The organism is Rhizobium sp. RHZ01, from assembly GCF_014851595.1.
Taxonomy (GTDB): Bacteria; Pseudomonadota; Alphaproteobacteria; order Rhizobiales; family Rhizobiaceae; genus Rhizobium; species Rhizobium altiplani.
Genome location: NZ_JACUZZ010000059.1, coordinates 1 through 12750, shown reverse-complemented (window position 1 = coordinate 12750; position 12750 = coordinate 1). Strand labels below are relative to the sequence as shown.

Annotated in this window: 10 protein-coding genes; all 10 read left to right on the top strand. The window is 60.1% G+C overall.

The window, feature by feature from the left end:
* Window positions 1–555: 555 nt before the first annotated feature.
* The 10 genes from IB248_RS30530 (at window position 556) to IB248_RS30485 (ending at window position 12595) form a co-directional block, all read left to right on the top strand.
* Window positions 556–891 carry a hypothetical protein gene (locus tag IB248_RS30530; RefSeq protein WP_018113492.1) on the top strand — a complete coding sequence of 112 codons (336 nt, stop codon included), beginning with the start codon at window positions 556–558 and terminating at the stop codon, window positions 889–891.
* 138 nt (window positions 892–1029) lie between these two features.
* Window positions 1030–1236 (top strand): hypothetical protein, encoded by a 207-nt coding sequence (locus tag IB248_RS30525; RefSeq protein ID WP_037218028.1) that lies wholly within the window; start codon window positions 1030–1032, stop codon window positions 1234–1236.
* A 181-nt stretch (window positions 1237–1417) separates the two neighbouring features.
* Entirely contained in the window at window positions 1418–2224 is an 807-nt protein-coding gene (locus IB248_RS30520; RefSeq protein ID WP_026372221.1) for a pseudouridine synthase, read from the top strand.
* Between the two features lie 4 nt (window positions 2225–2228).
* Window positions 2229–2924, top strand: a complete 696-nt coding sequence (locus tag IB248_RS30515) for a phosphoribosyltransferase (protein ID WP_018860327.1) — start codon at window positions 2229–2231, stop codon at window positions 2922–2924.
* Between the two features lie 98 nt (window positions 2925–3022).
* Window positions 3023–4774, top strand: coding sequence for an SLC13 family permease (locus IB248_RS30510; protein ID WP_018860328.1), 1752 nt, complete (start codon window positions 3023–3025; stop codon window positions 4772–4774).
* Between the two features lie 82 nt (window positions 4775–4856).
* A complete protein-coding gene (locus IB248_RS30505) occupies window positions 4857–5801 on the top strand; it encodes a phosphoribosylaminoimidazolesuccinocarboxamide synthase (protein WP_026372222.1) in 945 nt (314 codons plus the stop codon).
* A 102-nt stretch (window positions 5802–5903) separates the two neighbouring features.
* The gene (locus IB248_RS30500; RefSeq protein ID WP_018860330.1) at window positions 5904–6506 is read left to right on the top strand and encodes a TetR family transcriptional regulator; all 603 of its coding nucleotides are present in this window, start codon (window positions 5904–5906) and stop codon (window positions 6504–6506) included.
* A 137-nt stretch (window positions 6507–6643) separates the two neighbouring features.
* A complete protein-coding gene (locus tag IB248_RS30495) occupies window positions 6644–7864 on the top strand; it encodes an efflux RND transporter periplasmic adaptor subunit (RefSeq protein WP_018860331.1) in 1221 nt (406 codons plus the stop codon).
* Between the two features lie 44 nt (window positions 7865–7908).
* The gene (locus IB248_RS30490; RefSeq protein ID WP_018860332.1) at window positions 7909–11013 is read left to right on the top strand and encodes an efflux RND transporter permease subunit; all 3105 of its coding nucleotides are present in this window, start codon (window positions 7909–7911) and stop codon (window positions 11011–11013) included.
* 157 nt (window positions 11014–11170) lie between these two features.
* Window positions 11171–12595: an efflux transporter outer membrane subunit gene (locus IB248_RS30485; protein ID WP_018860333.1), complete on the top strand. Its 1425-nt coding sequence runs from the start codon at window positions 11171–11173 to the stop codon at window positions 12593–12595.
* The last annotated feature ends 155 nt before the right edge of the window (window positions 12596–12750 follow it).

Below are 12750 nucleotides of genomic sequence, written 5' to 3'. Positions count from 1 at the left end.
AGTCTCTTTCAAGAACCGAAATCTCTTCCGGTCCCGCAAGCTCCGCCGCCCACGTTTCTCTTTCTTCTCATCTTCAATTGTCAAATAACAGACCAGATACCCCGGTCGAATTTCCTCGCCTCAAACCCAAAAGCCCAAGGAACCAATCAGCAACAAAGCCAATCTTAAAAGAAACTTGAGAGCGAAGGGCTTCGTCGCCAGCAGCGCCGCCGCCCTCGTTCAGTGAGGGGGCTTATAGATCCTACCCCTTTTCTAAGTCAACAGCGCCAGACAAAGTTTTTTGACATTTTTGTAACAGATTGATTCTCAAGTGGGATTTTCTAGAGACCGCGTTTGGGATCTTGAACGGCCCTCCAGCGGGGCTCCAAATTCCTCGATCAGATGGTCGTGTAGCGCCCTATCAGCGAAGTTCTGTTCCTTCCCGCTCGCGCAAAAGCGGCGCTGGAGGGTTGAAACTCCGCGAAACTGGATCATCTGCCCCCTTACGGATCAAATCTCGCGGAACCTATCGCAGCTCTTTCGTGTTCTCGTTCGTGTAAGGAAAAGGAGAAAGACATGGCTGCCACTACCGATGACATCAGAGCATCCGTCAGCAAGGATATCGCCGCACTCCAGCAAGAAGTGTCCCGCCTGCAGAAAATGATCTCGGCGCAGGGCGCAGAGGCTTACTATGAGGTGCGTGACCGGGCAGGCAAGGCTTATGAGGACGCCCTTCCCCGCGCGAAGAGCGCGGTAGCGCAGATCCGGGCAGAAGGTGTGGCTGCCGCAGGCGCCGCCCGCGAGCATCCTGCTGCGACGACGACCGCGTTGGCGCTCGCCGGTGCGATCGGCTTTCTAGCCGGCTATCTCTTGGCCGGCAGTCAAGAGCCACCACGTCATTGGTGGCGCTGATATGGTGACAGCGGAAACGCCCCGCATTCATCGCGAGCCGCAGTGATCCGAAGTTTAGTGCGGCTCGTAATACTTTGGTCTTAGAAAAACCAAGTTTTGCCGTTACTACGGCCGGTAGAATAAGAGGGAGGACTATTCGTGGAGTGCAAGGGAGCCCATTTTATAGTCGAAGTCAGCGTTGATGGCGTCAACGGCCGCAGGGCTGTCGGCATCATGAACACGCGTCAAGCTCTCGAACTGCCCGAGTTGCCTTCCCTGTCCTACACCCATCCGGACCCCGCCAAGGCAGCGGCAGGTGTCGTTATCAGCCGTCAGGAACTCGCCGGTTACATGGCCAGCCACTGAGGCTTTCTGCCCTCTCCCCAAGACGAATTGGATGGCGCGCAAAGCGCCATCTCGCTTTTTGCGCTTTCGTCACGCAGCACTTTGAACCTCTTATTATCCCCGCGTTTTGTCGATGGCTTGCTGGCATCGTGACCCTGTTCATGTCAGAACCTGATCAACGGCAATGACGGGAAGAAACAGTGTGAGGCAGCGGCGCTCACCTCAGAAATCGCGCGAACGCGCCAGACCGAACGGGGAGACATCCGGCAAGCGGGTAACTTTGCCGCGTGCGCTCTCCAAGCTCGGGCACTGTTCGCGCACGCAGGCCGAACGGCTAATCCTGGAAGGTCGCGTGTCGGTCGATGGACGCAAAGTCACCGATATTTCCGCATGGGTAGACCTGGCATTCGCGAAGATCCGCGTCGACGGTACCGAAGTGGTCGCCGAGGCAAAGATCTACCTGATGCTGAACAAGCCGCGCGGGCTGGTCACGACGCGCGATGATCCCGAGGGCCGGCCGACCGTCTACGACTGCCTCAAGGATTTCGAGGCTCCGCACCTCTCGCCGGTCGGAAGGTTGGACAAGGCGAGCGAAGGCTTGCTGCTTTTTACCAACGATACCGTCTTCGCGCAGGCGCTGCTCGATCCGCTCACCCATGTCACCAAGACCTACCATGTCCAGGTCAACCGGATCATGGACATGGAGATGCTGGCCCAGATGACTTATGGGGTCCGCCATGACGGCGAAATTCTGAAGGCGACGTCGGCGACGCTGTTGAGGAGCGGCGACAGGAATGCCTGGATCGAGGTCGAACTCGATGAGGGCCGCAACCGCCAGATCCGCCGCATGCTGGAAGCCCTGGATGTCGAATGCCTCCGTCTCGTGCGCGTTGCGATCGGTGGCCTGGCGCTCGGCGAGCTGCCAAAGGGTGCGGTGCGTGCCTTGACGGATGCGGAACTAAGAGAATTGCGCCAGAGTTCCGGCGTGGAAACGGCAAGATGGAATTGAGTGCATGACGGAATTGGCGGCGCACGAGTTTTGGCAGGAGATCCACAGCCCGGGCACCTTTAGAAGCGACGGCGATGTCTCGGCGTCCTATATCGCCGAACTGGATGATGGGCGGCAGCTTCGCCTGCCTGTACGCGTGTTGGCAGACGGGCAGCATGCGCTGGCCTCCCTGATCATCAACCAGGCAAGCTTCCAGGTTCTCGATGTCCTGGCTCGATCGCTTGCCGAGAAACTGGAGCCTTTCGAGGTGGAAGTTGTTGCCGGCCTACCGACCCTTGGCCTGACGCTCGCAGCCGCCGTGGCGCAGAAGCTGGGGCATACACGATATGTGCCGCTCGGAACGTCCCGAAAGTTCTGGTACCGCGACGACCTGTCCGTGGCGCTCATCTCGATTACCACCCCCACCCAACAGAAACGTCTTTATATAGATCCTCGCATGCTGCCGCTGCTGGAGGGTCGGCGTGTTGCGCTGATCGACGACGTCATTTCCAGTGGCACTTCGATCGTTTCCGGGCTGCAGCTTCTTGCCGGCTGCGGCATTGAGCCTGTTGCGATCGGTGCCGCCATGTTGCAGTCCCGCCGCTGGTGCGAAACGCTCGATGCTGTCGGACCGCAATGGCGGGAAAGAACAGTCGGCGTCTTTTCTACCCCGATGTTGGAGATGACCGAGACCGGCACCTGGCGCCGCCCCGCAGTCTGAATGCACGGTCGCGTGGAGCGCGGATTGCAACATTTCGCTCTATACAGTGCGAGCCGAACCGCTACAGTCTCTTGATGGATTGAGGTTCGGGGCAAACCATGACGTTCGAGCAAGCATCCTTGCTGATCCTCCTGCTTGCGATGCTCATCCTGTTTTCGTTGGAGCGTTTTCGTATCGAAGTGGTCGCGATTGCCGGGCTGCTCGCCGGATATGCCCTCCGCCTCTATTCCGCCGAACAGATCTTCTCCGGTTTTGCAAGCCCGGTGGTCATCACGGTCGTCGAGATCCTGCTCATCGTACAGGTCCTTGCACGGGCGCAGCTTTTTGATCAGCTCGCGGATTTTTTCGTGCGAGCCAAATTTTCGGATATCGCCGTCATCGCGACGTTGTCGGGCGCAACCGGCTTCATCTCGATCTTCATGAACGACATCGGCGCCTTTTCGATCGCTTTGCCGGCGACGCTGCGCGTGAGTGCCCTGCTCGCGATACCCAAACGGCAATTGATTATACCGATCTCCTTTGCCGCGCTCCTGGGCGGCATCGTCTCGCTGATCGGCACGCCCGCGAACATGCTCGTCAGCAACGCCTGGGCAAACGCAAACGGCAGCGGCTTTCGACTTTTCGACTTTGCCTATGTCGGGCTGCCGGTCGCCGTCGTCGGCATCATCATGACCGCGTGGCTTGCACCGCGGTTATTTCCGAAAAAGGATGGAGAGGCGCTCTCCGCTGAGCCGGTTTCACCACCGCGACGCAGGATCACCGAACGACATATCCCACCGGGCTCCTCGCTGATCGGTGCTCGGCTTTCGGACCTGCCGGATCGCTTCTCGCTGCAGCCGCATACGCTCGTGCGTGACGGCAAGTTTGTTTTCGGCACGCCCGACAAATTGGTTGTCGAGGCGGGCGACCTGCTATTGGCCGAAGCAGACGAGACAGTCTTTGATAGGCTTTACTCGTCCGGAACCCTGCTTCCGGAGCGCCACCCGAGCGCAGATTCTGCCGATCTCGATTACGTCGAGGCCGTCGTAATGCCGGAAAGCACGTTGGTCGGCTCGCGGCTACATTCTCTCGAGGTGTTCAGCAGCCGCGATGTTACGATATCGGCACTCTCCATGCGCTCGCCACGGATCGAGGGGCGCTTCGCCGACCTGCAACTGTCGATCGGCGACATTCTGGTCTTGGAGGGCGAGCAAAGGGCGATCGCCGAAGCGCTGGAGGAGTGCGAATGCCTCCCGCTGGCGTCGCAGCCGCCGTCCCGAATGTCCGCATCGTCCTGGCAGCCTTTTGCCATTTTCGCCGCAGGCGTCGCCGCGACGGCCTTCGAACTCGTGACGCCTGATATTGCTTTTGCAGGCGTCGTGCTTGTCCTAGCACTCCTAAATTACCTCAACATTCGCCAGGCGATGGCTGATCTCAACTGGCCGATCATCATCATGCTCGGCGCAATGATCCCGATCGGTTCCGCCGTCGCGACAACTGGCACCGCCCAACTCATCGCGGCGGCGCTGGGTTCCATGGTGTCGCTGGCCGAACCCGCCGTGGGGGTGGCGCTTGTTCTCTTTCTGTCGATGCTCCTGACGCCTTTTGTTAACAACGCGACTGTCGCAATCGTCATGAGCCCCATCGCCGTTGCCTTCGCAGCAGGCGGCCATCACTCTCCATCGGCCTATCTGATCGCCGTCGCCGCGGGCGCCTCGCTGGATTTTCTGACACCCTTCGGCCACCACAACAATACGCTTGCCATGGGGATCGGAAGCTACCGCTTCAGTGACTTTCTGAAGGCCGGCGCGCCTCTGACCGTGCTGAGCTATAGTCTTACCCTACTTCTTATCTATCTCTTCTGGCTTTAGGAGCCGGTTTGCTTGACATCCCCGGCAATGGAACTAGAGCAGGGGAAAAGTTCCCGATCAACGCAGAAGGATGGTCGAGCCCGTGCGAATCCTCTCCGAAGCCCATTTCCCAGAGCTCCCCAATTACTACCGTGGCAAGGTTCGCGAGAACTATGACCTGCCGGATGGGCGCCGCATCATCATCAGCACAGACCGATTGAGTGCTTTCGATCGCATCCTCACCTGCATCCCTTACAAGGGCCAGGTCCTCACGCAGACGGCCCGCTACTGGTTCGAGGCGACGAAGGACATCTGCCCCAACCACGTTCTCGACTATCCCGATCCGAACGTTGTCATCGGCAAGCGTCTCGATATCCTGCCGGTGGAAATCGTCGTTCGCGGTTATCTCGCCGGCACCACGGGGACCTCGATCCTCACTCTTTATAAGAAGGGCGAGCGCGAGATGTACGGCATGCGACTGCCGGACGGCATGCGCGACAACCAGAAACTCCCGACCCCAGTCATCACGCCGACCAGCAAGGAATTCGATGGCGGCCACGACGAACCGTTGACGCCTGCCGAGATCGTCGAGCGCGGGCTCTTGACCAAGGAACAATGGGAAACGCTCTCGCGTTACGCGCTGGCTCTCTTTGCCCGCGGCCAGGAACTTGCGGCCAAGCGCGGGCTCATCCTTGTCGACACCAAATATGAGTTCGGCACGGACGAGAACGGCAACATCATTCTCGCGGACGAAATCCACACACCCGACAGCAGCCGCTACTGGCTTGCCGACAGCTACCAGTCAAGTTTCGAGGCAGGCGCGCGCCCGACAAGCTTCGACAAGGACTTCGTTCGCGCCTGGGTCGCGGAGCGTTGTGATCCTTACAAGGACGAAATCCCGGAAATTCCCGTCGAACTGATCCAGCAGACCTCCGAGGTCTACATCAAGGCCTACGAGAGCATCACGGCGCAACGCTTCGTTCCCGACGACAGCGGCGCGACGCCGGTCGAGCGCGTCCGCAAGAATCTGTCCGTCTACTTCTCTTAAAGTCGCGCCATAGAAAGCCTGCAACATTAGCTTGCAGGCTTTCCGTCCTTAGCGCTAGCATCTGGAAAACTGGGGGCCGGCCTCGTGCCGGCAGGGGAATGGATGGCACGCAGGCCAAGACGTAAGGCCGAAGAGACTCGTGAAGACATTCTGTCCATGGCGGAATTGTTGTTCCGGCAACGCGGCTTTGTCGCCGTTTCGATCGCCGACATTGCTGCCGCGCTTGGAATGTCGCCTGCCAACGTCTTCAAGCATTTCCGCTCGAAAGCTGCCCTCGTCGATGCCATCGCTGAACGCCATCTGGGCGATGTAGCTGACCGCTTCGCGACCTTTGACGATGAGCTACCGCCGAATGAGCGGTTGCTGCGCTTTGTCTTGCGCCTGCTGGACAGCCACCTGCAGGACATTCAGCAGAACCCCTACATCTTTGAAATGGTCCTGATGACGGTGCAGGCCAAGCTCGAGGCCGGCAATCGATATAGGGAGCGCATCGTCCGGAAACTGGATGAAATCATACGAGCAGGTGTCGCCGAAGGTCGCTATCACTGCAGTAGCGCCGCAGATGCCGCCAACACCGTTGCCGATGTCCTGGCGAGTGTCCTGCATCCCGTTCTGATCGCCCGTGATGATAAGGACACACTTGTCCAGCGCGCAAAGCAGATCGTCATTTTCGTGGATGCCGCACTGCAAAATAGCGCTTGCTAAGTGACGATTCATAACTTACGTCACTTCGTAAAGTCTTTCTTAAATTCGGATCAGTGGCATTTGATTCTGGATCGACGATCGGCCTTGCTTGTTGAAGAAGGTCACTGGTTCGGACGCCACCGCACAAGGAATTCATTATGATACGGCGCATTTTCCTCGTTTCCTCCGCCCTCGCGATCGGCGGCGTCCTCGCCGCATGCAGCGACAGCGGCAACAAGCAGGGCGCGGCCGGGGCCGCGGGTGCAGCCGCCGCCCAGCAAGCCGCGCCGGTTGGCGTGATATCCCTGACGAAGGCCACCTTCCCCGTCACCACGATCCTGCCTGGCCGCGCCGAGGCTTCGCAGATCGCCGACATTCGCCCGCAGGTGAGCGGCATCATCCGCGAGATCCCCTTCAAGGAAGGTGGCGAAGTCAAGAAGGGCGACGTCCTCTATCAGATCGAAGACGCACCTTACCTGGCAACCGCTGCACAAGCGCGCGCCGCCATTGCCAAGGCCGAAGCCAGCGTTCCCAGCGCGCAAAGCAATTTCGATCGTTACCAGCGCCTAGTCGGCTCGGGCGCGACGCAGATCGAGCTTGAGACCGCACGCACCAACCTTCTGCAGGCGCAGGCCGAGGTCGAATCCGCGAAGGCAGCGCTGACTGCCGCCGAAATCGATGTCGACCACACGAAGATCACTGCGCCGTTTGACGGCGTTATCGACCAGACGGCATACAACGTCGGCAACGTCGTCGCGGCCAACCAGACGACGGCGCTCACCACCGTGCGCCAGTTGGACCCGGTCTACATTCTATTGACGGAGTCGAGCACCAACCTGCTGCGGCTTCGCGACGCGATCCGCAGCGGCGAGGTCAAGGGCAACGCCGGCAATGCCGCCTTCCGCCTCATCCTCGAAAACGGCAAGGAATATGACCAGAAGGGCACGCTCGACATGTCGAAGTCCGTCGTCAGCGAGACGACCGGGACGTTTATCATCCGCGTGCGCTTCCCGAATCCAGATCACATCATCTTGCCCGGCATGTATGTCCGCGCGACGCTGGAACTCGGCGCGGAGCAAGGCTATGCGCTGCCGCAGCTTGCCACCAGCCGAAATGCAAATGGGGAGCTGACCGCGCAGTTCGTCTCAGCCGACGGCAAGGTCGAAACCCGCATCTTCGAAAACGCATCTCCTTCGAACAACGCCTGGCTTGTGACCGAGGGTATCAAGGACGGCGACCAGCTGATCGTCAGTGGCCTGCAGTCGATTACGGCAGGCATGCCCGTCAAGCCAATGCCGATGAAAATCAATGACAAGGGCATCGTCGTGCCCGCTGATCAGGCCGCATCCGGTGAAGCGCAGAAGCCCGCCGCGAAGTAATTCGCGACGAACCGTGATCAGAGCCGCACAGGAACAGTAAGCCAATGGCCAAGTTTTTCATCCGACGCCCGATCTTTGCTTGGGTCATCGCGATTACGATCATGCTCGCGGGCCTGCTCGCGATCTTTACGCTCTCGATTTCGCAATACCCCGATATCGCGCCGACGACGGTGCGGATCAACGCGACCTATCGCGGAGCGAGTGCCGAAACGGTCGAGAAATCGGTGACGACCATCATCGAAGACGGCATGACCGGCCTCGACGACCTGACTTACATGACCTCGACCTCGTCGACCGGCTCTGCCAGCATCTCGCTGACGTTCGGCACCAGTGCCGACCCCGACATCGCGCAGGTTCAGGTCCAGAACAAGCTCCAGCTCGTGCAGTCCAAGCTGCCGGGCGATGTCATTGACGCTGGCATCAGCGTCACCCGCTCGACGTCGAGCATCCTGCTCGTCGGCTCGCTCGTTTCGACCGACGGCAAGCGCAGTTCCGTCGACCTCGGCAACATCATGTCGACGTCCATCGAAGATCAGATCCAGCGGTTGGAAGGCGTCGGCAGCATCAATATCTTCGGCTCCGGCTACGCCATGCGCGTCTGGCTCGATCCGTACAAGCTGCTGAAGTACCAATTGACGACAGGCGACGTGACCTCCGCAATCGAAGCACAGAACACCCAGGTTTCCGTTGGATCGCTTGGCGCCCAGCCATCAGTTGAAGGCCAGCAGCTCAACGTGACCATTACGGCGCAGAGCCAGCTCACTACCGTTTCCGACTTCGAGCACATCATTCTGAAGGTCGAAAAGGACGGTTCCACCGTGCGCCTCAGCGACGTGGCACGCATCGAGATCGGCCAGGAGAGCTATGGCGGCTCCTCCCGTTACAACGGTCAGCCATCGAGCGGTTTTGCCGTCAACCTCGCCATCGGCGCCAACGCCATCGATACTGCCGCCCGCGTACGCTCTGCCCTCGACACCATCAGCCGCGGCCTGCCGGAAGGCGTGGAAATCACCTATCCGTACGACACAACACCGTTCGTCGAGCTGTCGATCGAGAAGGTCGTGCACACGCTGATTGAAGCCATCGTTCTCGTGTTCATCGTGCTGCTGATCTTCCTGCAGAATCTTCGGGCAACGCTTATTCCGACGATCGCCGTGCCGGTGGTTCTGCTCGGGACCTTTGGCATTCTCGCCATGGCGGGATATTCGATCAACACGCTGACAATGTTTGCCATGGTGCTGGCGATCGGCCTCCTCGTCGACGACGCGATCGTCGTCGTCGAGAACGTCGAACGCATCATGACGGAAGAGAAGCTGTCGCCGCTCGAAGCGACCGAGAAGTCGATGGGCGAAATCACCGGCGCGATCGTTGGTATCGCGCTCGTCCTCACGGCCGTCTTTATTCCAATGGCCTTCTTCGGCGGTTCAACCGGCATCATCTATCGCCAGTTCTCCGTGACGATTGTCTCGGCAATGCTGCTTTCTGCCCTCGTCGCGATCGTGCTGACGCCAGCGCTCTGCGCGACGATGCTAAAGCCTGTAAGCGAGCACAAGAAGCACCGCATCGGTGACTGGTTCAACCGCAACTTCACGCGCTCCACCAACGGCTATGTCAGGACCATCAGTTACCTGCTGAAGCGGCCGATCCGCGTCATGCTCGTCTTCCTTCTTATCGGCGTCGGTTGCGCCTATCTCTTCAATCGCCTGCCAAGCTCGTTCCTTCCTCAGGAAGACCAGGGCGTTCTGCTGACCATCGTCACCACCCCTCCGGGTTCGACGACACAGCAGACGCAAGCTGTCGTCGAGAAGGTCGAGAAATACTACCGCGAGAACGAGAAGGATGCCGTCCAGTCCGTCTTCGGCGCGCTTGGTTTCGGCTTCAATGGCTCTGGCCAGAACAGCGCCATCGTTTTCACCAAGCTCAAGGATTTCTCGGAACGCACGGAACCAAACCTGCATGCCCAGGCTGTCGTGACGCGGGCGCTCAAGACCTTCTTCACCTTCCGCGAGGCGCAGGTCTTCGCGCTGCTGCCGCCCGCGATCCAGGGTCTCGGTGTCTCGAGCGGCTTCTCCATGTATCTCGTCGACACCGGCGGTCATGGCACCGATGCGCTGGATGCTGCCTCGAAGCGGCTGATCCAGATGGCCAACACCAGCGGCAAGGTCGTTGCCCTCCGCAGCAACAACAAGGAAGTCGAGCCGCAGATGAAGATCGTCATTGACCAGGAGAAGATCGGCGCGATGGGCGTCGATATTTCCGCGGTCAATTCGATGCTCTCGGTGATCTTTACCGGCCGCGACGTCAACGACTTCACGCTGAACGGCGAGATCAAGCCGGTCTACGTGCAGGGTGATGCGCCATTCCGCATGCAGCCTGACGATCTCGATCATTGGTATGCCCGCAACTCGAGCGGGGAGATGGTGCCCTTCTCCGCCTTCACCCGCACAGAATGGGTCAAGGGCGCCCCGACGCTCGCCCGCTTCAACGCAGTAAGCGCCATCCCGCTCGACGGCGCGTCCCCACCGGGCGTAAGCTCGGGTGACGCGATGAATGAAATGGAAGCTTTGACCGCGCAGCTGGGCGGCGGTTACACCGTCGCCTGGCAAGGTATCTCCTACCAGGAACGTTTGTCGGGTTCGCAAGCACCGATGCTCTACGCGATCTCCGTCCTCGTCGTCTTCCTCTGCCTGGCAGCGCTTTACGAAAGCTGGTCGATCCCGTTCTCCGTCATCATGGCCGTACCGGTCGGCGTCCTCGGGGCCCTCACTGCCGCAACGTTCTTCGGCCAGGCGAACGACGTCTACTTCAAGGTCGGCCTGCTTACGACCATAGGTCTTGCCGCGAAAAACGCGATCCTGATCGTGGAGTTTGCGAAGGACAGAATGGAAACGGGAATGGGACTGCTAGAGGCGACACTTGAGGCAGCGCGCCTGCGCCTACGCCCCATCATCATGACATCGCTTGCCTTCATTCTAGGCGTCGTACCGCTTGCAATCGCAACCGGCGCCGGTTCTGCAGCGCAAAACGCGATCGGCATCGGAGTGCTCGGCGGCATGCTCGCAGCAACGGCTCTCGGCATCTTCTTTGTCCCCTCATTCTTCGTTGTCATCCGCCGGATCTTCTCGCGGACGCAAAAAAATGAAGCGTGAGTGTGATATAAATGCACTGTGAGAAGAGGAGACTCGTTGATACATTGCCGCCGACTGCTTCGGGATGGTGTTTCTCATTTGAGCGAAGCGCGGCCGATAGCGAAGCATGAAGGCTTCTGACAAGAATAGATTTGGTCGAGTTACAGGAAGATTTTTAATGGCATCTTTTCGCTTTGCCTCTCCGGCGCTTCTGCTTTTGCTCGCGGGCTGTGTCAGCGGCCCGGATCATGTTCCTCCGGAGATGCCGCTTCCGTCGAAGTTCAGCGAGGGCGGCGCCAAGAACATAGGCGACGTCTCGACGGCAGCGTGGTGGACGGCTTATCGTGACACCAGGCTGAACGGCCTGGTCGGCGAGGGACTAAACCAGAACCTCTCGGTACAGCAGGCCCTAGAACGCATCAACGCCGCAGCTGGCGGCGTCACCGTGGCCGGCGCCGGTTCGTTGCCGAGCCTGCTGGTCGGTGCCAGCCACACCACGAGCGGCACGATGGGTGAGCGGAGCGTCTCAGGCGGCGCCACCAACATCAGCGCCGGCGAAGCCAACGTCTCCTGGCTACTCGATCTCTTCGGCCAGTATCGCCGCTCCAAGGAAAGCGCACAGGCAAGCCTTGATGCCGCCTATTCCAGCGCCGACGTCGCCAAGCTCACCCTCCTGCAGGATTTGGTGAACTCCTACATCGACCTGCGCTTCTTCCAGGAGCGCCTGGCACTGTCGCGCGCCAACCTGAAGTCGCGCCAGGAAACCTACGAGCTGACCAAGTTCCAGCTCGAAGCCGGCGCCGCCTCACGCCTCGACGTCGTCCAGGCCGAAGGACTGGTGCAGTCGACGCAGGCCGAAATCCCCGGTCTGGAAACCAATATCCGAGTCGCCGCCCACCACATCGCCACGCTGCTCGGCCAGCCGGCCGGCTCACTGCTCGGTGAGCTCCTGAAGGGCGCACCGCAGCCGATCTTCCGCGGCGGCATTGCCTCCGGCGTCCCGGCCGACCTGATCCGCAACCGGCCCGACATTCGCGTCGCCGAGCGGAATCTCGCCGCCGCTACCGCCAATATCGGCGTTGCCATCTCGCAGCTCTACCCGACGATCACCCTGTCGGGTTCGATCTCGCCGAGCTATGTCAAGGTGGCCGGCGTCTCGGGCGGCAGCTTGACCAGCTGGTCCTTCGGCCCGACCCTGACGCTGCCGATCTTCGACGGCGGCCGCCTGCGCGCCAATGTCGACATCGCCAAGTCCGATGCCAAGACGCAGTATCTCGCCTGGAAATCGACGGTGCTAAGCGCTGTCGAAGAGGTCGAGAACGCGCTCTCGGCGGTGCGCCGCGACGCCCAGACGGTGGAAGCGCTGCGCGCCCAGGTGAAGACGACGCAGGAAACCCTGGAACTGTCGACCGCCAGCTATAAGGACGGTGCGTCTTCGCTGCTCGATGTGCTCGATGCGCAGCGCCAGGTGTCGCTGGCCCAGGCAAGTCTTGCTGCAGCCATCCAGCAGATGGCCAAGGACTATGTCGCCCTCAACGTCGCCATCGGCGGCGGCTACAATCCGGGCGCACCGCGGACCACCGCGCCACCAAAGGCAAGCTGAGCCACATGAGACATCAAGCCCCGCCAACAGCGGGGCTTATACATTGCGAGGCCGGTGCATCGGTTATGATGCACCGGCCTCGTTTGCCATTGAGGTGATTGCAACACCGCAGTGACGATGCGCAGAGCGGTTGGTCCTAGCGGGCCTGAACTTTC

What these genes read in the sequence shown, in the direction of transcription:
- IB248_RS30530 (WP_018113492.1), top strand. Translation starts at nt 556, where the DNA reads ATGGCTGCCACTACCGATGACATCAGAGCATCCGTCAGCAAGGATATC.
- IB248_RS30515 (WP_018860327.1), top strand. Translation starts at nt 2,229, where the DNA reads ATGACGGAATTGGCGGCGCACGAGTTTTGGCAGGAGATCCACAGCCCG.
- IB248_RS30510 (WP_018860328.1), top strand. Translation starts at nt 3,023, where the DNA reads ATGACGTTCGAGCAAGCATCCTTGCTGATCCTCCTGCTTGCGATGCTC.
- IB248_RS30500 (WP_018860330.1), top strand. Translation starts at nt 5,904, where the DNA reads ATGGCACGCAGGCCAAGACGTAAGGCCGAAGAGACTCGTGAAGACATT.
- IB248_RS30495 (WP_018860331.1), top strand. Translation starts at nt 6,644, where the DNA reads ATGATACGGCGCATTTTCCTCGTTTCCTCCGCCCTCGCGATCGGCGGC.
- IB248_RS30490 (WP_018860332.1), top strand. Translation starts at nt 7,909, where the DNA reads ATGGCCAAGTTTTTCATCCGACGCCCGATCTTTGCTTGGGTCATCGCG.
- IB248_RS30485 (WP_018860333.1), top strand. Translation starts at nt 11,171, where the DNA reads ATGGCATCTTTTCGCTTTGCCTCTCCGGCGCTTCTGCTTTTGCTCGCG.